Source organism: Candidatus Nealsonbacteria bacterium (genome assembly GCA_026016225.1).
GTDB lineage: Bacteria > Patescibacteriota > Minisyncoccia > Minisyncoccales > JANBVM01 > Nealson33H.
Window position 1 is genome coordinate 381,098 of sequence record CP061210.1, and the last position, 26,834, is coordinate 407,931.

At 32.1% G+C, this 26,834-nt stretch carries 25 protein-coding genes and 1 tRNA gene; 24 read left to right on the plus strand and 2 right to left on the minus strand.

Annotated features, from left to right (window positions below):
* Window positions 1-20 precede the first annotated feature (20 nt).
* From IB617_01975 to IB617_02005, 7 genes are all read left to right on the plus strand, one after another.
* A complete protein-coding gene (locus IB617_01975) occupies window positions 21-1,943 on the plus strand; it encodes a hypothetical protein (protein ID UZE92904.1) in 1,923 nt (640 codons plus the stop codon).
* A 70-nt stretch (window positions 1,944-2,013) separates the two neighbouring features.
* A complete protein-coding gene (gene lysS / locus IB617_01980; GenBank protein ID UZE92905.1) occupies window positions 2,014-3,480 on the plus strand; it encodes a lysine--tRNA ligase in 1,467 nt (488 codons plus the stop codon).
* Window positions 3,481-3,482: 2 nt separating this feature from the next.
* Complete coding sequence (gene serS / locus IB617_01985) at window positions 3,483-4,706, plus strand: serine--tRNA ligase (protein UZE92906.1); 1,224 nt, start codon at window positions 3,483-3,485, stop codon at window positions 4,704-4,706.
* Window positions 4,707-4,720: 14 nt separating this feature from the next.
* Window positions 4,721-5,497 (plus strand): alpha/beta hydrolase, encoded by a 777-nt coding sequence (locus IB617_01990; GenBank protein ID UZE92907.1) that lies wholly within the window; start codon window positions 4,721-4,723, stop codon window positions 5,495-5,497.
* A gap of 34 nt (window positions 5,498-5,531) precedes the next feature.
* Complete coding sequence (locus tag IB617_01995; protein ID UZE92908.1) at window positions 5,532-7,142, plus strand: UDP-N-acetylmuramoyl-tripeptide--D-alanyl-D-alanine ligase; 1,611 nt, start codon at window positions 5,532-5,534, stop codon at window positions 7,140-7,142.
* A gap of 3 nt (window positions 7,143-7,145) precedes the next feature.
* Entirely contained in the window at window positions 7,146-8,222 is a 1,077-nt protein-coding gene (locus IB617_02000; protein UZE92909.1) for a peptidoglycan bridge formation glycyltransferase FemA/FemB family protein, read from the plus strand.
* On the plus strand, window positions 8,219-9,061 hold the full coding sequence (locus IB617_02005; protein UZE92910.1) for an FtsQ-type POTRA domain-containing protein: 843 nt from the start codon (window positions 8,219-8,221) through the stop codon (window positions 9,059-9,061). Before IB617_02000 ends, IB617_02005 begins: the two co-directional genes overlap by 4 nt.
* 5 nt (window positions 9,062-9,066) lie before the next feature.
* On the opposite strand, the gene IB617_02010 is transcribed toward IB617_02005, so the two are convergent.
* Together IB617_02010 and IB617_02015 are read right to left on the minus strand one after the other, a co-directional pair.
* Window positions 9,067-10,809 (minus strand): glycosyltransferase family 39 protein, encoded by a 1,743-nt coding sequence (locus IB617_02010; GenBank protein ID UZE92911.1) that lies wholly within the window; start codon window positions 10,807-10,809, stop codon window positions 9,067-9,069.
* Window positions 10,810-10,872: 63 nt separating this feature from the next.
* Window positions 10,873-11,790 carry a magnesium transporter CorA family protein gene (locus IB617_02015; protein ID UZE92912.1) on the minus strand — a complete coding sequence of 306 codons (918 nt, stop codon included), beginning with the start codon at window positions 11,788-11,790 and terminating at the stop codon, window positions 10,873-10,875.
* Between the two features lie 123 nt (window positions 11,791-11,913).
* Between IB617_02015 and IB617_02020 the strand changes: the two genes are divergently transcribed.
* The 17 genes from IB617_02020 (at window position 11,914) to IB617_02100 (ending at window position 26,652) form a co-directional block, all read left to right on the plus strand.
* Window positions 11,914-12,582 (plus strand): hypothetical protein, encoded by a 669-nt coding sequence (locus tag IB617_02020; protein UZE92913.1) that lies wholly within the window; start codon window positions 11,914-11,916, stop codon window positions 12,580-12,582.
* A gap of 153 nt (window positions 12,583-12,735) precedes the next feature.
* On the plus strand, window positions 12,736-13,443 hold the full coding sequence (locus IB617_02025) for a hypothetical protein (protein UZE92914.1): 708 nt from the start codon (window positions 12,736-12,738) through the stop codon (window positions 13,441-13,443).
* A 10-nt stretch (window positions 13,444-13,453) separates the two neighbouring features.
* The gene (locus IB617_02030) at window positions 13,454-13,987 is read left to right on the plus strand and encodes a nucleotide exchange factor GrpE (GenBank protein UZE92915.1); all 534 of its coding nucleotides are present in this window, start codon (window positions 13,454-13,456) and stop codon (window positions 13,985-13,987) included.
* A gap of 30 nt (window positions 13,988-14,017) precedes the next feature.
* Window positions 14,018-14,308, plus strand: a complete 291-nt coding sequence (locus tag IB617_02035; protein UZE92916.1) for a DUF3467 domain-containing protein — start codon at window positions 14,018-14,020, stop codon at window positions 14,306-14,308.
* A 17-nt stretch (window positions 14,309-14,325) separates the two neighbouring features.
* Window positions 14,326-16,236 (plus strand): molecular chaperone DnaK, encoded by a 1,911-nt coding sequence (gene dnaK, locus IB617_02040; protein ID UZE92917.1) that lies wholly within the window; start codon window positions 14,326-14,328, stop codon window positions 16,234-16,236.
* A gap of 22 nt (window positions 16,237-16,258) precedes the next feature.
* Window positions 16,259-17,344 (plus strand): molecular chaperone DnaJ, encoded by a 1,086-nt coding sequence (gene dnaJ, locus IB617_02045; GenBank protein UZE92918.1) that lies wholly within the window; start codon window positions 16,259-16,261, stop codon window positions 17,342-17,344.
* Window positions 17,345-17,428: 84 nt separating this feature from the next.
* A tRNA-Lys gene (locus IB617_02050) sits at window positions 17,429-17,501 on the plus strand.
* A 97-nt stretch (window positions 17,502-17,598) separates the two neighbouring features.
* Window positions 17,599-18,807: a S41 family peptidase gene (locus tag IB617_02055; protein ID UZE92919.1), complete on the plus strand. Its 1,209-nt coding sequence runs from the start codon at window positions 17,599-17,601 to the stop codon at window positions 18,805-18,807.
* A gap of 43 nt (window positions 18,808-18,850) precedes the next feature.
* Window positions 18,851-19,297, plus strand: coding sequence for a 50S ribosomal protein L9 (gene rplI / locus IB617_02060; GenBank protein UZE92920.1), 447 nt, complete (start codon window positions 18,851-18,853; stop codon window positions 19,295-19,297).
* A gap of 2 nt (window positions 19,298-19,299) precedes the next feature.
* Window positions 19,300-20,931 carry a CTP synthase gene (locus IB617_02065; GenBank protein ID UZE92921.1) on the plus strand — a complete coding sequence of 544 codons (1,632 nt, stop codon included), beginning with the start codon at window positions 19,300-19,302 and terminating at the stop codon, window positions 20,929-20,931.
* Window positions 20,932-21,171 (plus strand): hypothetical protein, encoded by a 240-nt coding sequence (locus IB617_02070; protein ID UZE92922.1) that lies wholly within the window; start codon window positions 20,932-20,934, stop codon window positions 21,169-21,171. It begins immediately after the preceding gene.
* The gene (locus IB617_02075; protein ID UZE92923.1) at window positions 21,101-22,036 is read left to right on the plus strand and encodes an NAD(P)/FAD-dependent oxidoreductase; all 936 of its coding nucleotides are present in this window, start codon (window positions 21,101-21,103) and stop codon (window positions 22,034-22,036) included. The genes IB617_02070 and IB617_02075 overlap by 71 nt, the downstream gene beginning before the upstream one ends.
* Window positions 22,037-22,039: 3 nt before the next feature.
* Entirely contained in the window at window positions 22,040-22,717 is a 678-nt protein-coding gene (gene uppS / locus IB617_02080; GenBank protein UZE92924.1) for a di-trans,poly-cis-decaprenylcistransferase, read from the plus strand.
* A gap of 639 nt (window positions 22,718-23,356) precedes the next feature.
* Entirely contained in the window at window positions 23,357-23,632 is a 276-nt protein-coding gene (locus IB617_02085) for a hypothetical protein (GenBank protein ID UZE92925.1), read from the plus strand.
* Between the two features lie 41 nt (window positions 23,633-23,673).
* Window positions 23,674-24,411 carry an undecaprenyl-diphosphate phosphatase gene (locus IB617_02090; protein UZE92926.1) on the plus strand — a complete coding sequence of 246 codons (738 nt, stop codon included), beginning with the start codon at window positions 23,674-23,676 and terminating at the stop codon, window positions 24,409-24,411.
* Window positions 24,412-24,436: 25 nt separating this feature from the next.
* Complete coding sequence (locus tag IB617_02095) at window positions 24,437-25,753, plus strand: adenylosuccinate synthase (GenBank protein ID UZE92927.1); 1,317 nt, start codon at window positions 24,437-24,439, stop codon at window positions 25,751-25,753.
* A gap of 26 nt (window positions 25,754-25,779) precedes the next feature.
* Window positions 25,780-26,652 carry a hypothetical protein gene (locus IB617_02100; GenBank protein ID UZE92928.1) on the plus strand — a complete coding sequence of 291 codons (873 nt, stop codon included), beginning with the start codon at window positions 25,780-25,782 and terminating at the stop codon, window positions 26,650-26,652.
* Window positions 26,653-26,834 lie beyond the last annotated feature (182 nt).

The window sequence follows — 26,834 nt, forward strand, 5'->3', positions numbered from 1 at the left end:
TTTAATAAAGATTTTTGTTTATGAATGATTTTTTTAAAAAAAGAAGATTTGAAGTTCGCTTTACAAAAGATATTGAGCCTCACGAGGTTATTTTAGATAACTTAGCGAAAAAGAAAGGCGAAGAGATTGGTGTTTCTGAAAGGAAAATAGAAGTTCCCCTTTTAAAAACTATTTTTAATCGTTCTTTTCTTTTTTCGGTTTTAGTGATATTGGTTCTTTTTTGGAGAGTGTTTCAACTTCAGATAGTGGAAGGGGAGGATTTTTTAGCAAAAGCTAATGAAAATAGGTATATCCTGAGCAAAATACAGGCTGAGAGGGGAGTGATATATGATAGAAATTTAAAACAGTTAGTTTTCAATATTTCCAGCTTTAATTTAATTTGTGAAAAAGATAATCTTCCTCAGTCTGAAATAGAAAAACAGAGGATTTTAAAGGAAGTTTCCCAAATTTTAAACATCAACTATGAAACTCTTCAGGAGAAGATTAGAGAAAATAAAGTAGTTTTTGAAAATTTAGACCACCAGACATTAATTGTTTTAGAAACGAAAATAGGAGAGCTCCCCGGATTTAAAATAGAACAGAACTCAATTAGGGATTATAAAGAAGGAGATAATTTTTCTCATTTAATAGGTTATGTGGGAAAGATAAGTAGTGAGGAATGGAAAAAAGAACCTGAATATTATTCGATTTCTGATTATGTAGGTATAACCGGAATTGAAAAATACCACGAAGAAGTTTTAAGAAAAAATCCGGGAAAAGTAAAAATTGAAAGGGATGCTTTAGAAAATGTAATCTCAAAAGAAATAGTGGCTTTACCCGAATCAGGAGAAAGTTTGGTTTTGTGGTTAGATTCTGACTTACAGAGAAAAACTAAAGAAGAATTAGAAAAACAACTTCAGAGCATAGGGAGTAGAAAAGCTGTGGCAGTGGCTTTAGATCCAAAAACTGGAGGAGTTTTGGCTTTGGTTTCTATTCCTTCTTTTGATAACAACTTATTTTCAAAGAAAGATAAAAAAGCCTTAGAAGAACTTTTTAAAGATGAAAATGAACCGCTTTTTAATCGAGTGATTTCAGGCATAGGATATTCAACTGGTTCTACTATTAAACCCTTGATTGCTTCAGCTGCCCTTCAGGAAAATGTGATTTCTTCCCAAAAAAGCATTAATTGTAGAGGTTTAATAGAGGTTGAACACGAATATAATCCGGAGATTATCTATACATATCATGATTGGCAGGTTCACGGTTGGACGGATATGAGAAAAGCCATTGCCGAATCCTGCAATGTCTATTTTTACAGCATAGGAGGAGGAAATAAGGATTTTGAAATTAAAGGATTAGGACCGCAAACTATAAAAGAATATCTTCAAGTTTTTGGTTGGGGAAAAAAAACGGGTATTGATTTACCAAGTGAGGGAAAAGGTATTTTACCCGATATAGATGAAGATTGGCGGCTTGGACATACTTATTATTTATCTATTGGACAGGGAGCTTTTACGACAACTCCTTTACAAGTAATTAATGCTTTTGCTGCCATTGCTAATGGCGGCAAATTGATGCAACCTCAAGTTGTACAAAAGATTGTTGGTACTGAACAGGGCTCACTGGAAGTACTGAGGGAGATAGAACCTAAAATCATCAGAGAGAATTTTATTGACTCCGAAAATCTTCAGATTGCCAGAGAAGGAATGCGACAGGCTGTCACGGGAAAAAATAGCCCTCTTGCATCAGCTACATTATTAAATTCTTTACCTGTTGCAGTTGCTGCTAAAACAGGGACAGCTGAAACTCCAATAGAAGGTATATATCACAACTGGGTAACTGTTTTTGCTCCTTATGAGGACCCGGAGATTGTCTTAACTATTATGATTGAAGATGTAAAAGACATTAAAGCTGCCGTACTTCCAGTAGCAAAGGAAATATTAAATTGGTATTTTGCCCGGTAGAAGAAATTTTCCATTCAAAATTTCTCTACGGGATTTACTAAATAGCAAAAAATTACTAAAATTAAAGTATATGTCTGCTGAAAAGGAGATTAGAAAAAATAGGATTAAAAAAATAAAAGCAATTAAAAGTGCTGGATTCTTGGCTTATCCTTTAAAAACAAAAAGAACCCAGACAATAAAAGAAACTTTAGGAAATTTCACTAAATTTTTTAGCGAGAAAAAAGAAATAGTTTTAGCAGGAAGAATCAGGCTTTTAAGAATTCATGGAGGAGCTACCTTTTTACATCTTGAAGACGGCACAGGTAAAATTCAAGCCTTCTTTAAAAGAGATAGATTGGGAGAAAAAGGATACAGGTTTTTCTTGAATAATTTTGATATTGGAGATTTTATTGAAGTAAAAGGGATATTGTTTAAGACAAAAAAAGGAGAAAAAACCATTGAAGCTTCTGACTTTAAAATGTTAGCTAAGAGTCTTTTGCCTCTACCTGAAAAGTGGCACGGCTTAAAAGAGATTGAAGAAAGATATAGGAAAAGATATTTAGATTTAATTTTTAATTCAGAAGTCAAAAAGAAATTTAAGATTCGTTCTAAAATTATAAAAGAAATAAGGCAATTTTTAGACAAGGAAGGATTTTTAGAAGTTGAAACCCCAATCTTACAACCAATTTATGGAGGAGCAAGAGCCAGGCCTTTTAAAACTCATTTAAATGCCCTAAATATTGATTTGTATTTAAGAATAGCCCTTGAACTTTATCTAAAGCGACTTTTAGTAGGAGGATTTGAAAAGGTCTATGAGATTGGAAAATGTTTTAGAAACGAAGGTGTTGATAGATATCATAACCCTGATTTTACAATGCTTGAGTTTTACTGGGCTTACGCTGATTATAAAGAGTTAATGAAATTAACAGAGAGAATGTTTGAGCATATTGTAAAGAGTGTATTTAAGAAGCCGAAAATTAAATACGAAGGAAGAGAGATTAATTTTAAAGCTCCCTGGCCGAGAATTGAATTTTCTCATCTTATTAAAAAGGAAACAAAAATAAATTTAGAAGAGATAAATGCGGAGAGATTAGCTAAAAAAGCAAAAGAATTAGGAGTAAAAGTGCAAAAAGGAGCTCCCAAGTCTGAAATTGCAGATGAAATTTTCAAAAAGGTTTGCCGAGCAAAAATCTGGCAGCCGACATTTATTATTCACCATCCTTTAGGATTTCAACCTTTAGCTAAAGCTTTAGAAAAATATAAAAATAAATTAGCAGATTTCCAATTAGTTATTGCGGGCTGGGAGATGCTTAATGCTTTTTCAGAACTCAACGACCCACTTGAACAGAGAAGAAGATTTAAAGAGCAAGAAAAGCTTTACAAGGCAGGATTCAAAGAAGCCCAAAGGATGGATGAAGATTTCTTAGAAGCGCTCGAATATGGAATGCCACCAGCCGCTGGTTTTGGTATGGGTATAGATAGATTGGTCACCCTCCTTACAAATTCCCATAGTTTAAGGGAAGCAATATTGTTCCCGACAATGAAACCCAAGAAATAAACATGTTAGACATCAAATTTATTCGCCAAAATCCGGATAAGGTAAAAGAAGGCTGTAGAAAAAAGCAGGTCAAGATTGATATTGATACACTTTTAGAACTGGACAGAAAAAGGAGAAATTATCTAAAAGACATAGAAAGTTTACGTTCGGAAAAGAAAAAACTGGAAAGAGGTGAAATTGAAAAAGCGAAAAAATTAAAGACTAAGATTAAAAAAATAGAACCAGAATTAAAAAAGATTGAGACAGAGTTTAATGATTTAATGCTTCAGGTTCCCAATTTGCCCCAGGAAGGAGTGCCCGAAGGTAAAGACGAGTCAGATAATGTAGTTTTAAGAGAATTGGGAGAAAAGCCTAAATTTAACTTCGCTTTTAAAGATTATTTGGAAATTTCCCGGAAGCTTAATTTAATTGACATTAAAAGAGCAGCTAAGGTTTCAGGTACAAGATTTGGTTATCTGAAAAATGAAGCTGTTCTTTTGGAGTTTGCATTGGTAAATTTTGCTTTTGAGGAGCTGAAAAAAGAAAATTTTATTCCTGTTATACCTCCTGTAATTGTAAAACCTGAAATAATGCAGGGAATGGGCTACATGGAAAGGGGGAGAGAAGAAATGTATTTTATTGAAAGAGATAATCTTTATTTGATTGGTACTGCAGAACAGATTATAGGTCCCATGCATTCAGGAGAAATTTTTAAAGAAAAAGAACTTCCCAGGAGATATGTAGGTTTTTCTTCTTGTTTTAGAAGGGAAGCAGGGTCTTACGGAAAAGATACCAGGGGAATTTTAAGAGTACATCAATTTGATAAAATTGAAATGTTTACCTTTTGCCGTCCGGAAGAATCAAAGAAAGAACATCAACTTTTATTATCATTGGAAGAAAAATTTATGGAGAATTTAAAAATTCCTTACAGAGTAGTTCAAATGTGTACGGGTGACTTAGGTGATCCGGCAGCTGCAAAATATGATATTGAGTCCTGGATTCCTTCCGAGAATCGATATCGAGAGACACATTCAACTTCAAATTGCACTGACTTTCAGGCGAGAAGATTGAATATCAGGTATAAAGATAAAGCAGGTCGATTGAATTTCGTTCATACCTTAAACGGAACAGCTTTTGCTATCGGAAGAACTTTAATTGCAATTATAGAGAATTATCAACAAAAAGATGGAAGTATAAAAGTGCCTCAAGTCCTGCAGAAATATACAAATTTCAAAAAGGTTGGTTAAAATTAAATTTTGTTATGGAAGAAAAAATAGTTTTAATTAACAGTTTAAAAACTAATTTTAAAGTGGCAGGTCAAGGTCCTGCTATTTTAATTCTGCACGGTTGGGGAGGTTCTTCTTTCTCGTGGTTAAAAGTTCAAAAACTTTTGTCAGCTAAAAGCTACAAAGTAATTTGTCCCGACTTTCCGGGATTTGGAAAAAGCAAAACCCCAAAAGAACCCTGGAGTATTACAGACTATGTAAGATGGACTGTTGATTTCATGAAATCTCAAAAATTAGACAGATTTTTTCTTTTAGGTCATTCTTTTGGAGGTAGGGTGGCAATAAAATTTGCAGTAGAATTTCCTGAAAAAGTAAAAGCCCTAATTTTGTGTGATACAGCCGGTATTAAACGAGAACCAAATCTGAAGACAAAGATAGTTTTTTTATTATCTAAAGTTGGTAATATGATATTTGCGCCTAAGTTTTTGGTAAGATTTAAAGACAAAGCTAGAAACCTTTTTTATATTTTTTTACGTCACAAAGATTATGTTAAAGCCAATGGAATTATGAAAGAAACAATGAAAAAAGTTTTGGATGAAGATTTATTATCTTATTTAAGTAATATCAAAATAAAAACATTGATTGTTTGGGGTAGAAAAGACAAAATAGTCCCATTAGAGGATGCTTACTTTTTTAAGGAAAAAATAAATAACTCCCAATTAGAAATTTTGCCAGAAATTGGTCATAGTCCTCATTTGGAAGTTCCAGAAAAATTAGTAAATATTATTTCAAATTTTTTAAGCCCGGTATAACAACTAGGCTGTTTTTCTGGGTAAATACTAAGTTATGGTTTATATTATTTTGAGTTTTTTCTGGTTTTTCCGACAGACAAAAGCAATTTTGTTCTGGCTTTATCTTTGGCAGCTAAAAGAATATCACATCGGTCGCTTTATCGACCATTTTAGAACGGAAAAGGGGAAAGGGATTTTGTTGAACAAATTATTAATTTTAAAGATAATTTTGACCTTCTTTATTTACTTTTATTCCTCTTTTTCTTTATTATTTTCTTTGTTAGTAATGGTTTTGTATTCTTTGGAAACAGCTAAATTCTTTTATGACTTTTTGAGGAAAAAAATAAAAAAGCCAGTATTTACAAAAAAGACAATCTTTTTGTTATTTGTGGCATTTTCATTCCAGACCTTTTATTTTTTAATTTATTTTTCACTGAGAACCTTTTTAGTTTTTCGCCTTCTAATCTTTGATATTTTAACACCTCTCACTGTTTCTGGAATTGTTTTAGTCTTTCAACCTTTAGCTGTTTTATTAAGAAATCAAGTTATTCAAAGGGCCAGGAAAAAAAGAGAAAAATTCAAAAATTTATTAACCATCGGAATTACCGGCAGCTACGGTAAAACAGCAACAAAAGAATTTTTGGCTCTTATCCTATCTCAAAAATTCAGGGTTCTAAAAACCAGAGAACATCAGAACTCAGAAATTGGAGTATCCCGTTCTATTTTGGATGATTTAGATGAAAGTCAGCAAATCTTTATTGCCGAGATGGGAGCTTACAATAGGGGAGGAATAAAATTGCTTTGCAATATCGTAAAGCCTAAAATTGGTATCTTAACAGGTATTAATGAACAGCATCTGGCAACTTTTGGTTCGCAGCAAAACATTATAAGAGCAAAGTATGAATTAATAGAAAGCTTACCGGAAGAGGGGACTGCGATATTTAATTTAAACAACGAGGTTATAAAAAACCAGAAGTCAAAGATAAAAGATTATAACCCTAAATTAAAGAAGATAAGATTTTGCTCAACCAGGGAAAAAACTGATATTTTTGCAGAAGATATAAAAGCCGATAAGGAATACCTTAGTTTTAAAATCTCTTCAAAAGATGGAGATTCAGCATTTTTTAAGGTTAATCTAATGGGAGTTCAAAATATTGAGAATATTTTATTAGCTGTGTCTTGCGCAAAGGAGTTAGGAATGAATTTGGAAGAGATTGCCAGCGCTTGTAAAAGAATAAAACCCTCACAAGGAGGGATGGAGCTTTTAAAAGGAATTAAAGGCATTAATATTATTGATTCTACTTATTCTGCTAATCCCAGAGGCGTAATTTCTCATTTAGAATATCTGAAACTTTGGAAGGGAAGAAAAATAATCATTATGCCCTGTTTGATTGAATTGGCTCAAGCCTCGAAACGGGCTCATAAAGAAATAGGTGAGAAAATTGCTAAAACATGCAATTTAGCAATAATAACGACAAAAGAATGTTTCTCAGAAATTAAAAAAACAGCAATAAAAAATGGAATGAAAAAAAATGACATTTTATTTATGGAAAAAGCAAAAGAGGTTATAGAAAAGGTGAAGAATTTTTCTGAACCAGAAGATATTATTCTTTTGGAAGGTAGGATTTCAAGAGAAATTAAAAATTCACTTCTATCCCAAAATTAAAATATGGACTTTAGAATAGAGGAAATAAGAAACAAAAGAATATGGGAGGATTTTTTAAGAAACGTAAAAGAAAAAAGTTTTTTACAGTCTTTTAACTGGGGAGAATTTAATAAAATGATGGGGGATAAGATTTGGAGAATTGGAATATATAAACAACAGGCAACAGGCAGCAGGCAACAGGAGTTAATAAGTACGGCTTTAGTAATTAAGATAACAGCTAAAAGAGGTGTTTTTTTATTCTTGCCTCATGGACCAAATATAAAGCGACAAGAAACAAACGACAGGCAACAAGTATTGATTTTGTTATTAGAAGAATTAAAAAAAATAGCAAAGACAGAAAAAGCAAGTTTTATTAGAATAGCGCCTCTTTGGGAAAGAAATATAAAAAATATTGAAATTTTTAAAGAGTTGGGCTTTAGGGAAGCCCCAATTCATATTCATCCAGAATTAACCTGGGAGTTAGATTTAAACATATCTGAAGAAGAGCTTTTAAAAAAGATGAGAAAAACAACTCGCTATCTTATAAAACGAGCTAAAAAAGAAAAGGGTATTGAAATAATAAAAAGTAAAGACATAAAAGATATTGAAGAATTTAATAAACTCTATCGGGTAACAAAAAAGCGTCACCAATTTGTGCCTTTTTCTTTGAATTATTTAAAAAATGAGTTTTTATCTTTTTTACCCGATAATGAAATATTTATATTTTTGGGAAAGTATAAGAACGAGATAGTTTCTTCAGGGATTTTTATTTTTTGGCAAGACATTGGTTTTTATCACCACGGAGCTTCTTCCTTAAAATATCCTAAAATTCCGGTTTCATATTTGCTTTTATGGGAAGCAATTAAAGAAGCTAAAAAAAGAGAATGTAAAAAATTTAATTTTTGGGGTATAGCCCCAATTTCAGATGGTGTTAATAGTCCCTCTTTTAAAAAACACCCCTGGGCAGGATTAACTTTATTTAAAATGGGTTTTGGGGGAGGTAGTAAAGAATATATGAAGACGCAAGACTTTATCCTCTCAAAAAGATATTGGATGTCATTTTTTATTGAGAAATTGAGAAGAATAAAAAGGAGTTTATGAGAAGATACAGAAAACCACATAGGATTAAAAGAAAAAAATCAATAATTAAGAACAGATTTTTTTTGTTAGGATTTCTTATTTTTGTTTTTTTGGTATTTGCCATTTATTTTTTATTTTTTTCTGATTTTTTTCAGATTGAAAAGATTACTGTTTTTGGCAACAAAAAAATTTTAAAAGAGGAAATTATAAAAATAGCTGAAAATGAGCTTAAAAAGAAAAAAATATTTTTTCCAGCTGAAAATATTTTTTTAGCTAACCTTGGTGGAATAGAAAATGATATCTTAAGTAACTTTCCTCAGATAGCAGAAGCTAAAATAAGTAGAAGTCTTCCCCGAACCTTAATCTTTACTATTTTAGAAAGAAAAGCTGTAGCAAAATTTTGTAAAGATTATAAACTTTTTACTAAAGATGAAACAGAATCTTCTTATCAAAAATGCTTTCCATTAGATAAAGAAGGAATAATTTTTGAGGAAATTGGAGGAAACAATCTATCTCTGCCCAAAATAAAAAACCCTAATTCAAAAGATGAATTAGAGTTAGGGCAAAGAATTATAGAGACAGATTTGCTTTTTGGAATTTTAGATATTTTTTCAGACTTAGAAAATCTTAATATTCAAACAAAAGAATTTTTAATTGTTTCAGAGGAAAGAACAAATGTTGAAGCTTTAGATAATTGGGAGATTTACTTTAATCCTAAAAAAGACTTAGGTTGGCAATTAACGAAATTAAAAGCTGTGTTAGAAGAGGATATTCCTTTAGAAAAAAGAAAGGATTTAGAATATATTGAGTTAAGATTTGGAAATTCGGCTCCTTTTAAATATAGACAAGCAAAAGAATAATTATTCTATTCTATGTGGTAGATAAAAATTGACTTTCCAGCCCTTGCTATAGGTTCATAATTATCTAACCATTTATAGTAAAGTGCCGGTTGATTAAAATCAGGGGTTGGATTTCCTCTACCTCCCTGGAGTAAGGTAACAGATATTGCCAACCATCCTTTTTGAGGACCTTCTAAAGGATTAAATCTCTCCCATTTATCACCGAGAGAGTAGTTTAGGTCTCCGCCTCCAAAGTAATCAACTTTTATTTTTTTGACACCTTTTTCTTCAAGCCATTGTGCTAATCTTTTTAAATCTTGCCCCCAATCATAATTTGAGTCCACAACGTATTTGTATCCATTATTAGATCCTGAAGCAATTTCATTAAAATAAGACAGATAATAAGGGTAAGAACTTAAAGAAGAAAAGATGTACCAGGAAAGTAAAAGTGCAATTGTTAAAATCCCTGTTTTTTTAAAAACAGGTCTTTTTATTTTTTTAATTACAGAGATTAAACCTAAACTGACTAAAACATAGGTAAAGGGGAAGGTAGGTAAGATATGTCTTAGCCCGATATTGAGGTTCCCGGAGATAGAAGTTGCCCAGTATATTATCAAAAAGACAGTCATGGAGAATTCAGTAAAATGATTTAAGATACAGTTTTTTAATCTATTGAAAGTATCTATCCAAAAAGGTTTGTCTATAAAAAAGATTGTTAATAATAGAGAAATTAAGGTTAAAATATGAAATGCTAAGGGCACTTTTAAAACATATACAATTGGGAAATAATACCACCATCCCGAAGCTGAAATCATATTCATAAAATAAACAGTATTTCCAAAACTAGTTCTTTGAATAGCCATTAAAAGACCTAAAAAGTAATGGCCAAGAGCTCTTATTATTGGTTTATCTGCCATCCAGATACAAAGGTTTTTTAAGGATTTCATGGGAAAAGGTTCCAGGATAGTTATTGTGTCTGAAAGCTGTCTTTCCGGGGAATAATTTAATATATGAAATTGATAAACAGGTAAAATTACAAATATTACTCCTATTACCCCAACCAAAACAGAGAGAAAAAGGTACTTTAAAAGATTTTCTCTTTTTAATAAAGAATAAATAATGGTAATTATTATAAAAAGAGGAATTACCAGAACTACTGAAAACTTAAGAAGCATTGAAATTCCAAAAACTATACCTGCTAAAATTACATTCTTTTTTGATGGATTTTTTAAAAATTTTAACCAAAAATAAGTAGCTAACAAAACCCCCAACGTAATTCCAACATCAGTTGTTACTAATCTGCCGTGGGCTAAAAAATTTGGCGAAAAGGAAAAGAAAGTTAAAGTTAAAAGAGCAACTTCTTTTCCAAACTCTTTTTTTGTCCAATTAAATAAAAACCATCCTAAAAAGAGGAGGACAAAAACCATCGGGAGGCGTGCCCAAAATGTAATCTGCTCAGGGTTATTCCCAGAATTATATAATAATTCCCAACCGAATGCCCATTGGCTATTTACATCTTTGTTCCAGGCATCTGAATCTGATGGGAAATTAAGATTTAAAAACAAAAGAGGTAAGGCAGCCAGGTCTTTAATTAAAGGGGGGTGTTCAGGGTTTATTCTGAAATCTTTTTGAGACAAATAAGAGTAACCTGCAGGAATATGGGACGATTCGTCAAATGTGGTTGAATCTCCCAAATAACTGGAGAAAGCCGAAACAAACATTATTAAAAGTAATAGAGAAGCTATGATATTCGTTGATTTTTCTGACATAGATTTAACCTGAATTGAGTTCCTATATCAACAAAAAAAGACACTTTAATGAGTGAGTCTTTTTTATAACCATTTCTTTTTACGGAAATAAAGTATCATTCCTGCCATTACAACAAGCATGATAACTGAAATTACCCAAAAACCTATAGGGTTGCGTGTAAAAGGAAGGGAGACTGGAAAATTCATACCCCAAATTGAAGAAATAAGAGTTAAAGGCAGTACAATTACAGAAAAGATAGTTAGAATTTTCATAATCTCATTAATTCTGGCAGAAAGCAGAGATTGGTTTGTATCCTCCAGTGCTAAAATAGCTTCTTTATGACTTTCCAAACCATTAAGAACCTGGTCATAAATTCCTAAAATATCAGAAAAGTAAGGAGAAAGGTTTTCTCCAAAAAAATCTACCCCTTCTTTTAAAAGAGAGTCTAAAACTTCATTTTGAGGTTTGATTATTCTCCAAAAATTAATAATATCTGTTTTAACCAGAGATATTTCTAAAACCATCTCTTTTTCTTTTCCGCTGAAAATTTCTCTTTCTATTTTATCAATTCTTTCATCTATTTTTTGTAGTTTAGAGAGACAATTTTTCCAAAAACCACTTAGGACATAATAAAGAAGATGTCCCGGTCCCTCTCCCATATAATTTTTTTTAGATTCCTCATAAGCTCTGCAGCTCTTAAAAAGTGTTTTTAAGGGAAGAATAGATTTGTAATGACTGGTAATTAAAGCGTCATTAGTAGCAATAATGTTTAATTCTCGAGGAGCTGTTATTCTTTTTTCTTTATCATAAACAGGGTAATAAAGAATCATAAAGATATAGTTTTTGTGGCGTTCTACTTTTGGTCTGTGACTTGGATTTATCAGCTCATCTAAAACCAAAGGGTGAATATTAAACCTCTTTTTAAGATAATCAAGGTCTTTTTTTGTAGGCCTTTGAATATTTATCCAGGTGACTTTTTCTCCTTTAGTAATTTTCTTCATTAGAATTATTTTACTATATTTTTTGGAAGAAAGCTAATTAAGAAAGTTTTTTAAATTGACAATCCGATAAAAAAAATATTATGATTGCATAATATAAATATAAACATGATTTAAATAATTAATATGTGCGCTATTCGAGGTGAGAAAATAATACCTGAATATAAACCAATATCCGAAAGACCAACAACAAAGAAAACAGACAGGAAGCCAACAATAGAAAAAATAAGAGGTGATATTGAAAAAAAACAACCAGAGCAACAAATAGAAGGAATTCCGGGTATGACTAAAGAGAAATTAGAAGGATTACCTAAGACACTGCAAATACTTCGGGGTAATCTCCAGAGAATTGCTGGTGCTCTTGGAAAAAGAGGAAGATTTGGAGTAGAAATAAAGTTTTCTGAAGAGGGAATTAAACTGTTAAATAGATATGCTCACCGCCTTAATTCTGAGAATAGAAAATTAGGATTAGCAATGACAGAAGAATTTTTAGATGTATACGGTGAATTTAAGGATTTAGAGGATTGTAAAGAATTTTTTGGAAATTTAAAAGAATTTACAGAGGTTCTAAAGACAGGAAAGAAAATAGAGAAGGAAATGATAGAAGGAGAAAAAGACGAAGAAAAAGAAGATTTCGAGGAATCAGTGTTAAAGCTTCTGGAAGAACTTCGGGAAGAAGGTTATTCTGATAAGTCTATAAAATCTCTAAAAATATCCCTTATGAGATTAACTCCTGAAGAATTAGAAAGGTTTAAGGAGTCTATGGAGGAACTAAAAAAGGAATTGGGAGAATAGTGAATTCTTGTATCTATTCTAAAGAGGCCCTTTATTTTATTATTGGACTTTTTTTATTTTCTATAAATTAGCACTTGAGAGTCTTGACTGCCAATTTTGGTTTGGTATAATCAACTCAGGTAAATATGTAATGAAATTACAATAATTGGTATTATGACAACCGAAAGACAAGAATCAATATTAGGAACGATAGTTAATGAATACATTAACTCTGCTTTTCCTGTTAGTTCTCAGCTTATAGAAAAAAAATATAATTTTGGTATTTGTTCTGCAACTATAAGAAATGAGATGCAAAAATTAACTGAATCTGGTTTTCTTTACCAACCCTATACTTCAGCAGGAAGAGTACCAACTGATAAAGCTTATAGGTTTTTTGTTGACAATTTATTTAGAAAAGGACTCTCAAAATTTGAAAATATTTTTCAAATAGAAGAGATTCTTGAGAAGGAAAAAAAAGATTTTCTCAAGTTTACTGTTTGTCTTTCGAAATTTTTAGTCACAACCTGTTCGGGTTTGGCAGCTATTCATCTTTTTGAAAAGGATTTTTTCTGGAAAGAAGGATGGGAGGAAGTATTAAGAGAACCTGAGTTTGAGGAAAAAGATTTTATTTCAAATTTTGCAGAGCTTTTAAAAAAATTTGAAGTAGATATAAAAAGAATTGATATCAATTCAGAAATTAAAGTTTATATTGGAAAAGAGAATCCTTTTACAAAATCTAAAGATTTTAGTATTATCTTAAGCAAATGTCATTTTCCGGATAAGGAAGAAGGAATTGTTTCTTTATTAGGTCCTAAAAGGATGACATATGAAAAAAATATTAGTTTGATTAATTCTTTGACAGAAATGTTAGAAAGGATTTAATTAAATTTTTATGGAAAAAAAAGATAAAAAACCCTCCTCCGCCAAGGCCTTAGAGGGCAAGGAAGAAAAAAGACTTGTAGAGGAAATTAAACAAAAGTTAAAAGAAACCGAAAAATTAAAAGCTGAATATTTAGCCAGTTGGCAGAGAGAAAGGGCAGACTTTTTGAATTATAAAAAAGGGGATTTAGAAAGAATTGGAGAAATTATAAAATATGCAGATACAGGATTGATTTTTAAATTTTTACCGGTTTTAGACAATCTTGAATTAGCTGAAAGAAAATTACCTAAAGACCTAAAAGATAATAAGAATATAAAAGGATTATTACAAATTAAAACTCAAATTAAAGATATTTTAAAAAGCCAGGGTGTTGAAGAAATAGAGTCTTTAGGTAAGAAATTTAACCCTAACTTCCATGAGGTAGTTGAGGAGGTTGAGCAATCTGATGTGGAATCGGGAATAGTTGTGGAAGAAATACAGAAAGGGTATAAGATTCACGGAAAGATTTTAAGGCCTGCTAAAGTCAAGGTGAAGGTTTCAAAATAAAGGTCAGAGAATTAAAAAGAAATTAAAGCTATGAAAGAAAAAAAACAAATTAAAATTAGAGCAAGAAACGAAGACTTAAAAGGAGTTTATTCAAACTTAATGCAAGTTTTTCATCTTAAAGAGGAATTTATTTTAGATTTTTTCTTAAATGCGCCTCCGGGAGGAATGTTAGCTTCCAGAGTGATTGTGAGTCCTGAACACTTAAAGCGGATGATTAAAGCGCTTCAAGATAATATACAAAGATATGAAGAAAAGTTTGGAAAGATAGAAGAAGTTGAAGTCACTAAAGAAAAAATAGGATTCAACGTAGAAGAGAATTAATAAATAAAATTTTTAATATGAGTAAAGTATTAGGTATCGATTTAGGTACAGCCATTTCAAAAATGGCTTCCATATTAGAGGGTGAGCCAAAATGCGTAGAAAACAGAGAAGGTTCAGTTTTAACACCTTCTGTTGTAGCATTGGCAAAAAACGGAGAAAGACTTGTCGGTATTTTAGCTAAAAGACAAGCAATTACCAATCCCAAAAATACAATTCATTCGGTAAAAAGATTCATCGGTAGAAGACACTCTGACCCCGAGGTTCAAAAAGAACTTAAGAGATTACCCTATGAGACCAGGGCAAGAAAAGATGGAGGAGTTGAAGTAAAGATGGGAGATTCGCCAGCTGGCGGATGGTATACCCCAATTGAGATTTCTTCAATGATTTTACAAAAATTAAAGTTAGATGCAGAAGAAAAATTAGGTCAAAAAATAACATCTGCTGTTATTACCTGTCCTGCAAATTTCGATGATTCTCAGAGAAAAACAACTAAGACAGCTGGAGAAATTGCAGGTTTTAAGGTTCTGAGAATTATTAATGAACCTACGGCAGCTGCGTTAGCTTATGGATTTGGAAAAAAGAAAGAAGAAATGATTGTTGTTTATGATTTTGGCGGTGGAACTTTTGACGTTTCTATCTTGAATGTTTCTCCAGATACAGTTGAGGTTGTAGCCACTGGTGGAGAGGCGCATTTGGGTGGAGATGATTTTGACCAGATAATAATTAATTGGATTGTAGATAAGTTTAAAAAAGAACAGGGAATAGATTTATCAAAAGATTCACTGGCTTTGCAGAGGTTAAGGGAAGCTTCAGAGAATGCCAAAATAGAATTATCTTCTACAATGGAAACAGAAATTAACCTTCCTTTTATTTCTTCCGATTCTTCAGGGCCTAAACACTTATATTACAAATTAACAAGAGCCCAGTTTAATAACATGAGTAGAGATTTGGTTGAGAGGTCAATTGAGAGAGTGAAAAAAACATTAAAAGAGTCAAAATTAAAAAAAGAGGAAATTGATGAGATTGTTCTGGTTGGGGGTACAACTTTAGTTCCGGCTGTTAGAGATGCAGTTAAAAATTATTTTGAAAAAGAGCCAAATAAAGCCATCAATCCTGAAGAAGTGGTGGCAATAGGGGCTGCAATTGAAGCTGAAATCTTAAGAGCAAAAGAAGAAGGAAGAGCTCCTGAAGGAGACATAAAGAGTGTTTTGCTGTTGGACGTTTTACCTCTATCTTTAGGGTTAGAAACTTTAGGTGGAGTAAGTACTGCTATGATTTCTAAAAACACCACCATTCCAACTTCAAAAACTCAAATATTTTCAACTGCAGCCGATAATCAAACATCGGTTGAAATAAATGTTTTACAGGGAGAAAGACCAATGGCAACAGATAACAGGTCTTTGGGAAAATTTATTTTGACTGGAATTCCACCAACTCCAAGAGGACTTCCTCAAATAGAAGTTATTTTTGATATTGATGCTAATGGGATTTTATCTGTAACTGCAAAAGACAAAGCTACCAGCCGTTCACAATCAATTAGAATTGAAGGTTCCATAGGTTTATCAAAAGAAGAGATAGAAAAAATGAAAAAAGAAGCTGAATTACATGCTGAAGAAGACAAGAAAAAAAGAGAACTAATTGAGGCTAAGAACTTAGCCGATAATCTTATTTATACTTCAGAAAAGACCTTAAGAGACTTAGGAGATAAAGTTTCTCCAGAGACTAAAAAGGAGATTGAAGAGAAAATAGAGGGTTTGAAAAAGGTAAAAGAAAGTGATAATATAGAGGATATAAAAAATAAAACCTCTGAGTTGTCTCAGGTGATTCAGAAAATTGGGGCTGAAATGTACAAAGCAGCAAAAGAGAAGAAAGAAACTGGAGAAAAAAAAGAATCTCAGGCAGAAGAGGGGGAGTACAAAGAAAAATAAATATTAGAACGCTTCGCTTATAATGAAAGACTATTATAAAATCTTAGGTGTTCCCAAAAAAGCTTCTTCTAAAGAAATAAAGAAGGCTTATTATAAGTTGGCTCATAAACACCACCCGGATAAAGGAGGAAATGAGAAAAAATTTAAAGAGATAAACGAAGCTTATCAGGTGCTTTCTGATAAGAAAAAAAGAAATCAATATGACAGGTTTGGAAGGGTTTTTGAAGGGATGAGAGGGGGTCAGCCGGGCTTTGATTTTCAGTGGGGTTGGGGTAGACCGGATATAGATTTTAATTTTGAATCAGGATTCGGCGGTCTGGAGGAGATGTTAGAAGAAATCTTTGGTTCAGGTTTTTCAGGCAGAAAAAGAGATCTTAAAAAAGGCAAAGACATCAGAGTTGAGATGGATATCTCATTGGAAGATACTTTAAAAGGAAAAGAAAAGGTAATAATTTTAGAAAAAGTGGTTGTTTGTCCCCGATGTCAAGGAAGGGGAGCTGAACCCGGCACTAAAGTTAAAGAATGTTTTTCCTGCCGGGGAACAGGTCAAGTCCAGCAAATTAGAAAGACATTTTTTGGCACATTTACTAAATACATTATTTGTCCTGAATGCGGAGGCGAGGGTTATAGGCCTGAAAAACCCTGTAATGTTTGTCGGGGAGAAGGAAGGATTAAAGGTAAAGAAGATATTAAAGTTTTTATACCCGCTGGCGTAGATACGAACCAGATAATAAAAATTGAAGGAAAAGGAAATGCTGGTAAAAGAGGTGGAGCGTCAGGAGATTTGTACGTCAGGGTTTCGGTTAAAAAACACCCAATTTTTCAAAGAAGGGGAGACGATTTATATGCTTTGGTATCTATTTCTTTTTCCCAGGCAGCTTTGGGCGATGAAATAGAGATTCTGACAATAGAGGGCAAGAAAATTTTGTTGAGAATCCCGGCCGGAACAGAATCTGGAAAGATATTACGAATTTCCAAAAAAGGAATTCCACATTTTTCAGGATATGGGAGAGGAAACCTATATGTTGAATTTGTTATTGAAACCCCAAAGAAACTTACAAAAAAACAAAAAGAATTATTAAGAAGCTTGCGAGAAAACGGATTGTAAAATTTCGCTACATTAGTTCGGATTAAAATCAACTGTTTCACCAGTTGATTTTCGTCTTTTAAGATGATAAAATTTAATTATAAAGCCCCCATAGCTCAACTGGTAGAGCAATTCCCTTTTAAGGAAAAGGTTCTCCGTTCGACTCGGAGTGGGGGCACTTCTTTATGTATAAAATGGTCTGTAGAGAACAATTCTCTTTAGTAAGTAAAGTGGACTTTTGGTTTAATTTTTGGTAAAAAGAAATATTGTTAACTATGATTCGTTTAAATAAAAGAAAACTGAATTTATTTTTTTTGGTTATTGTAATTTTCGCTGTTTTTGGGCTTGGATTTTGGACAGGAGAAAATCAGGTAGTTTGTGATGTTTGTCCTCCAGAAGACATTAATTTTTCTCTTTTTTGGGAAGCTTATCATAAATTGCAAGAGAAATTTGTAGATAAAGAAAAGATTGATATCCAGAAAATCATTTACGGGGCTATTTCCGGTATGGTGAAATCTTTAGAAGACCCTTACACTGTCTTTCTTCCTCCAGAAGATACAAAAAAATTTAAAGAAGATGTTGAAGGAGTTTTTGAAGGAGTTGGGATGGAAATAGGTATTAGAAAAGGCCAAGTACAGGTAATAGCTCCTTTAGAGGGAACTCCTGCCCAGAAAGCAGGATTAAGAGCAGGCGACAAGATTATAAAGGTTAATGATATTCTAACTATGGATTTAACTATTGATGAAGTGGTTAGTTTAATTAGAGGGCCCAGAGGAACCGAAGTCCTTTTAACAATTTATCGGGAAGATTGGGGCGAAACCCAAGAAGTTGGAATAGTAAGGGGAGTAATTGAAGTTCCTTCTTTAAAATGGGAACTGCTTACCTCGCAAGGCGAAGCCGGCGGGAAAGATGTTGATATTGCTTATATAAAACTTTATCAATTTAGCAGAAAGGCAGCTCTTGACTTTAGAAAAGCTAGTTTCGAAATATTAGATAGTCCGGCAAAAAAAATAATTTTGGATTTAAGAAATAATCCTGGCGGCTTGTTGGTAATAGCCCAAGATATTGCAGGTTGGTTTTTAGAAAGTGGAGAGCTTGTTGTTATTGAAGATTTTAGAAATGGAAACAGGATAGAATATAAAAGCTATGGAAATGGAACATTTTTGGATTATAAGATTGTGATTTTGATAAACGAGGGTTCAGCTTCTGGTTCTGAGATTTTAGCTGGAGCTTTAAGAGATAATCGTGATATATTATTAATCGGAAAGAAGTCTTTTGGTAAAGGGTCGGTTCAAGAATTGGAGGATTTAAGAGGAGGTTCAAGTTTGAAAATTACAATTGCAAAATGGCTTACTCCCAAAGGACAACTTATTACAGGGAGCGGCTTGGAACCTGATATTAGAGTAGAAATGAGTAGTGAAGATTATGATGAAGGAAGAGATCCTCAATTAGATAAGGCTGTTGAAGTAATTAAAAATTTATAGTAAATTAATTTAAATGGAATTAGGAAAGAAATTTTAGAAAATTATGCGGGTTATATTTCTTAAAGATGTTGAGAATGTAGGAAAAAAATATGAAGTAAAAGAGGTAAAAAATGGCTATGCCAGGAATTTTTTGATTCCTCAAGGGTTGGTGGAACCGGCCACGGAAGATGCTTTAAAAAAATTAGAACTTCAAAAAGAAATAGAAGAAAAAAAAGCAGAAGAAGAGTTAAAAAAGGTTCAAGGATTAGCAAACAGTATTGATGGTCAAGAAATTACAATTCCTGTTAAAGTCGGTGAAGAAGGTCAGCTTTTTGAATCAATTACTTCCCAAAAAATTTACGAAAAACTAAAAAAGATAGGTTTTGATATTAAAAAGAAACAAATTGAGCTTGAAAAACCAATTGAAACCTTAGGAGAGTTTCCGGTTAAAATTAAATTTGAGCATAATTTAGAAGCAGAAATAACTTTAATTGTTATAGAAGAGACATAATTATGGCACGATATATTTTTGTAGTCGGCGGTGTAATGTCCGGCGTCGGCAAAGGAGTAGCTACTGCCTCCATAGGAAGAATCTTGAAGTCCAGGGGTTTTAAAATCACTGCTATCAAAATAGACCCTTATATTAATGTCGATGCCGGAACAATGAACCCCATAGAACATGGGGAAGTTTTTGTTATGGATGATGGCACGGAATGCGACCAAGATGTTGGAAATTACGAAAGATTTTTAGATGAAATCTTAACAACAGATAATTATATAACAACGGGAAGGGTTTACCAAACCGTAATTAGACGGGAAAGAAATTTAGAATACGGAGGTCGATGTGTTGAGGTAGTTCCTGATATTCCAAATGAGGTTATTTCGAGAATTAAGAGAGCAGGCAGAAAAAATAGAGCTGATTTCACTTTAATTGAGATTGGGGGGACAGTAGGTGAATATCAGAATATGTTATTTTTGGAGGCTGGCAGAATGATGAAATTAAAAAATCCTGAAGATGTAATTTTTATTTTGGTTTCTTATTTACCAATTCCCAGCACTATTGGAGAAATGAAAACTAAACCTACTCAAACAGCAGCCAAAATTTTAAATGAAGCGGGAATCCAGCCAGACATCATTTTAGGTAGAGCTGAAGTTCCTTTAGATGAGCCGAGGAAAAGGAAAATCTCAATTTTCTGTAACATACAGAAAGAAGATGTTATTTCAGCCCCTGATACTGAATCAATCTATGAAGTTCCACTTAGTTATGAGGTAGAAAATTTAGGAAATAAAATTTTAAAAAAATTTGGTTTAAGACCAAGAAAACGACGCTTAAAAGAATGGAGAAAATTAGTAAACGTTATCAAGACTGCCAAAAAAAAGATTAAAATCGGCATAGTTGGGAAATATTTTAAAACAGGAGATTTTACTTTAATGGATTCTTACATTTCAGTAATTGAAGCGATAAAACACGCAGCTTATTTCTTTGGCAGGAAACCTGAAATTTTTTGGTTGTCAGCAGAAAAATATAAGAGAACTTCTGGCTCCGTAAAAGAACTTAAAAATTACGACGGTATAATTGTTCCCGGCGGTTTTGGAAATAGAGGAACGGAAGGAAAAATAAAAGCAATTGAGTTTGTTAGAAAAAATAAAATTCCCTTTTTAGGGCTTTGTTTGGGAATGCAATTGGCGGTAGTTGAATTTGCCAGAAATGTTTGCGGTTTTAAAAATGCGAACTCCACTGAGTTTTCAAAAACAACTAAATATCCTGTAATAGATGTGATACCAGAGCAAAAAGCACTTTTGAGGGAAAAAAGCTATGGTGGAACAATGAGATTGGGTGCTTATAAATGTAAACTTAAAAAAGACACCAAAAGTTTCAAGGCATATGGAGGACAAAGATATATTTTTGAGCGTCACCGTCATCGCCATGAATTAAATAATACTTTCCGAAAAACCTTAGAGAAAAAAGGTTTGGTTATTGCAGGTGTCAATCCAGAAAGAGATTTGGTTGAGATAATTGAGGTTAAAGAGCATCCTTTCTTTGTAGCTACTCAATTTCATCCAGAGTTTAAATCAACTCCGTTAAGACCCCATCCCTTATTTAGAGATTTTATTAGGGCTTCTATTAGCAAAAGAAGAAGGTAGATGTTATTAAAATTAACTCAGTTTTTAAAAAAACATCAAGAAGATATAGTTTTATTAATTGGTGTTATCTTAATTTCTTTATTTTCTTTTGCCATAGGTTTTATTGTAGCTAAGCAACAAGAGAAAACACCTTTAAGAATTGAGCGCCCTCAGAGTTTTTTTTATGCAAATGAAAAATCAAAAAGTAGCAATTATTGGAGCTGGAATATGCGGGCTTTATTTGGCTCAAAAACTATCTGAAAGAGGTTTTGAAGTAACTGTATTTGAAAAGAATAAAAAGATTGGAAAGGAGACCTGTTCTGGACTTTTTTCTGAAAGAATTTTAGATTATGTACCGGATAGCAAAAACTTAATTGAAAACCAGATAGAATATGCTCTTTTACGTTTTCCTAAAAAAACAATAAGAATTAATTTTTCAAAAAAATTTTTTGTGATGAAGCACGCTGAGTTGGATAAATTAGTTTCATCCTTAGCTGAAAAAAGTGGAGCTAAAATTATTTTTAATAAAAAAATTGATTCTTTTCCCAAAGGATTTGATAAAATAATAGGTTGTGACGGAGCTACTTCCCAGACTCGAAAACTTTTAAAATTAAAAAATCCTCAATTTCGTTTGGGAATTCAAGGATTTATTTTTAAAAAAGACTTTTCAAGCTTTGTTGAAACCTGGCCAACAGAATACGGCTTTTTATGGAAGATTCCGCGCGGAGAAGAAATAGAGTACGGTATAATCGAGAAAAGAGATAGGGCAAAAAAGATTTTTAACGAGTTTTTAGAAGAAAAAAAGATTGATTTAAAAAACATAAATTCAGCCCTTATTCCCCAAGGATTAATAATTCCCTCTAATCTTAAAATTACTCTCTGTGGCGATTCAACAGGTTTAACCAAACCTTGGTCAGGGGGCGGGGTAATTTGGGGACTGAAAGCAGCTGATATTTTGTTGAAAAATTTCCCAGATTTTTTAAAATATAAAAAAGAACTTAAAAAGGACTTTTTACCAAAAATTATTTTTTCAAAAACAGCCATCGCATTAACTTATTTCTTTGGTTTCAAAACTTATTATCTTTTACCTAAAAGCATTAAAATAGAAAGCGATTTTTTACTCTAAAACATGAAAAAAACACCAAAACATTTAGGTATTATTCTTGATGGCAATCGAAGATGGGCAAAAGAGAAAGGTTTGCCTGTTTTTGAAGGACACAAAAAAGGATTGGAAAAGATAAAAAAAGTAGTTGAGTGGTGCAAGGAAAAAGGGATAAAGATTTTGACATTATTTGTTTTCTCAACCGAGAACTGGAAGAGGTCAAAAAAAGAAATTGATTATTTAATGGGGCTTGTGAAAAAAGCTATGAATGTTGATTTAAAAGAAGCTTCTAAACAAGGAATTAAAGTAAGAGTAATTGGAGAAAGAGAGAGGTTGCCAAAAATCGTTCAAAAAGCAATTGAGAAAATTGAGAGGACGACAAAAAAGAACAAAAAAATAACTCTGAATTTAGCTTTAAGTTACGGGGGTAGGGGAGAGATTGTTCAAGCCGTAAAAAACATAGTAAAAAAGAAAGTTTCTGTTAATAAAATTACAGAAGATTTAATCTCGAAAAATCTTTGGGCATCTGATTTAGATATGATTATAAGAACGGGTAAAGAACAGCGTATTTCTAATTTTTTAATATGGCAGGCAGCTTATGCCGAACTTTATTTTTTTACAAAATACTGGCCGGATTTTAGTAAAAGGGATTTAAATATAGCTCTTTTAGATTATTCTCGAAGGCAAAGAAGATTTGGGAGATAAATTAGTTTGATGTTAGCTTGATAAAAACACGCTAATAAAAGTAAGAATTGAATTCTTAATTATTATATTTACCAACAGACAGGATAACCGTATGAATATTTATCTATTAGGAGACCATTTTGGTCACGAAGATAGATTATATCACAATCGTTAGTGGCAATAATATTTTTACCATTGAGGTAGATATGCTACTCATTTTCCCTCAAGCGACCAATTTGTGATATTTATTTTTTCTTCCTTTGTAAAAATAGTGCTTAAAGTTATTAAAGAAAGACCGTAAGACGTTTTGTTTTTGACACTGTAAATTTTTACTTTTTCAAAATAAGGAGAAATATTTATTCAAAAATTCCTTTTAGCCGGGCTTAGGTCAAAGGAATTTTTTGTTCTTGCTTTAACTAAAAAAGTATATTCTTTAGATAGAGCAGGAAAGGTTATTGTTCTTTTTTTGTAATAAGTTCTCACCCAATTATCGTCAAATCCTTCAATTTTTGTTTCAAAATATATTTGTTCTTTAAAGCAAAGAGTCAAGTTTTAATCATCAATTGTACTTGACAGTTTCTAAGAATAATATCATTTTTAAAGAAGGGAAAACTTTTTTTGAAAGCGTTAGTTTAGTATTAACTATTTATTGCCAGAACTATGAAGGAGAAAAAACTGTCATATTTAAAAAAAGAAAATAGAAATTGGCAAAAGGAAGAGCAAAAAGAGATAAAGAGAATAATTAAAGAAATCAAAAAAGAAGTGAGAGAAGAGAAAAGGGGGAAGGAGAGAAAAGAATTAATAAAAAAAATAAAAGAGAGGTGGGAAAGATTTATTGTAGGAAGAAAACTTGAAAGAGAGATAAAAAAGAAAGAAAAAGAACGAAAAAGGAAGAGGGAAAAAAGAATATTGCCAGACGAGGGTTTTGGAGATTGAATATTTGTGACACGGAATTTAAAAATAATCACAAATAAAATATGTGGACTTACGTTTTTTTGGGAATAATTCAGGGAATATTTGAGTGGTTTCCAATTTCAAGTGAAGGAATTGTAGCTTTGAGCAGTCAATTTTTAGTTAAAAATATTAATCCCATTGATATAGCTTTGTTTTTACATTTAGGAACTGTTTTTGCAGTTCTAATTTATTTTAGAAAAGATTGGAAAGAGGTTTTTATGTTAAGGAATTATAAGCTGTTGCGTTTTTTAATAATATCCACCCTTGTTTCTTTAGTAATAGGATATCCGCTTTATAATGTAGTTAAAAATGTGATTATTGGAAACAGTCTTTTGTTGATTATGGGTTTTGGTTTATTATTAACAGCTTATTTCCATAAAACAAAGAGAGGTTTTAAAACAGATTTTAACAAATTAGCAATAATTACAGGATTTTTGCAAGGTTTGGCAGTAGTTCCGGGATTATCGAGGTCAGGTTCTACTATTTTTGGTTTATCTCTGGGAGAATCCAAACCCTCAGAGGTATTAAAGGTTTCTTATATAATGTCAGTACCCGTGATTTTAGTTTCAAGCGTTTATTTATTTTTGAAAAATCCTGTTTTTCTTGTTGAAGGATGGCCAGCTTTAATCTCCAGCTTTTTAATAGGTATTTTTAGTTTACATTTTTTGATAAAACTTGCTCAAAAGATAAATTTTTTCAAATTTGCCCTAATTTTCAGTTTCCTTTGCTTTTTGGGAGCTGTGATAGGATTTATAGTTTAGTGCAAACTTATGAATAAAAAAGAATATGAAAAAAGTCGTTCCCTCCACAATTATTGTTGGTGCTCAGTGGGGTGATGAAGGTAAGGGAAAAATAGTTGATTTTCTCGCCGAAAGAATAGATATAGTTGTGAGATACAATGGTGGATGTAATGCAGGACATACCGTAAAAGTTGGTAATAAAGTATTCAAACTTCATCTTATACCTTCAGGCGTAGTCCAAAGAAAAATAGCAGTAATAGGTAATGGTGTAGTGATAGACCCAAAGGTTTTAGTAGAGGAGGTAGAATCATTAAAAAATGAAGGAATTAAGTTAAATTTATTGATAAGTTATAAGGCGCATGTAACTATGCCATACCATAAAATTTTTGATAAGAGAAAAGAAGCAAAGAGAAAAGAGGTAAAAATAGGGACTACGGGAAGGGGGATAGGTCCTACTTACGCTGACAAAATGAAGAGAACTGAAGCAATAAGAATTTTAGATTTAGTCTCTGAACAGTTCAGTGAAAAACTATTAAGGATACTCGAGTTAAAAGTCTTGGAATTGCTCGAGTTTGGATTAATAAAAAACAAAGATGAGTTGGAAGATTACAGACAAAAAATAATCAAAGAATACTCATTATACATAGAAAAAATAAAAGAATTTGTTTTTGATACATCTTTATTTCTTAATAAATCCTTAGACGAAGGTAGAACTATTTTATTTGAAGGAGCTCAGGGCTCTTTATTAGACGTTGACCATGGAACATATCCTTTTGTTACATCTTCCAACACAACAGCAGGTGCTGCTTGCACAGGTACTGGAGTGGGACCAAAAAGAATAGATAAAGTAATAGGAATTGCTAAAGCTTATACCACTCGAGTAGGTTTTGGACCTTTTCCTACGGAGTTAAGTAATGATATTGGAGAGTTTTTAAGAGAAAAAGGGAAAGAATATGGAACAACAACCGGGAGGCCAAGAAGATGCGGCTGGTTAGATACAGTAATTTTAAAGTACGCAAAGAGAATAAATAGTTTAGACGAATTAGTATTAACTAAGTTAGATGTACTGAGCGGAATAAAAAAATTAAAGATATGTACGGCCTATGAGCTGAAGGGAAAAGTTATAAAAGAATTTCCAACATCCATCAGTGCATTAGAAAAATGTAAACCTTTATACATTGAGTTAGATGGATGGAAAGAGCTTGATGGGAATGAGTTGAAAGAAATTTTGAGAAAAGGTTTTAAAGCCCTGCCTAAAAATGCAAAAACCTATGTGAACAAAATAAAAGAACTCGTCGGCATACCAATAACGATAATTTCTGTTGGTCCAGAGAGGGAGGAAACAATAGTATTAAAAGATTAAAATTGTTAATAGCTTTTAATAAAATTATGAGATTTAATAAATTACTCATAATCTTTGCAATCTTTCTGGGAATTTTTTTATTTTTGGGGGATGATTTATTGGATATATATTCAGAATTATCTCTGCAATTACCCCAGTTTGAAAAAGAAATTGGAGATTTTTTGATAAAAGAAACTGAAAAACAGATTTTAACACCCCAACCTCTCCGGTCTCAAAGAGAAAATCCGGAAGCACTTTTAACTCAAAAAGGAATAATTAAGTGGACAAATATTCAAAGAGAAAAGTATGGCTTTTCTCCTCTTATAGAAAATGAAAAATTAAATGCCTCAGCAGAACTAAAAGTAGAAGATATGTTTGAAAAACAATATTTTGCTCATTCTTCTCCTTTGGGTGTTGGGGTGGGGGATTTATTAGTAAATGTTGGCTATGAATTTATTATCATTGGGGAGAATTTAGCTCTTGGAGATTTTCAAACTGATGAAATACTTGTTCAGGCATGGATGGATAGTTTAGGTCATAGAGAGAACATTTTGAATACTCGCTATCAAGAAATTGGTGTAGCTGCGGTAAAAGGTATGTTTGAAGGAAAGTCTACATGGCTTGCAATACAGCATTTTGGGGTACCTCTTTCAACCTGTTCTCAGCCAGATGAAATACTTGAGGTAGAAATTAAATTAAAACAAAATCAAATTGAGGAACTTCATAAAACTTTAATTGCTTTACAGGGAAAGATTAAAAACACGAAACCTAAGCGTGGAAGTTCCTATAAGGAAATGGTTGATAAATACAATACTTTAATTTCCCAATATAATATTCTGATTAATGAAACAGAAGTTTTAATTAATCAATACAACAACCAGGTTATATTATTTAATGAATGCGTTGTCGGAGTGGAATGAAAACCTTGAAAAATTTTGGATAGTGTTGTATATTAAAAATTGCAATAGAACTTTTATATTAGAAGACGTTGACAAAGTTTTAAACTTTTTTTATTTTGAATAAGGATAGACTTTTTATATAGTTCTTTATAAAAAACAATATTGGAGGTGGAAAAATGTACTTTTGTAAAGGATGCGGTATT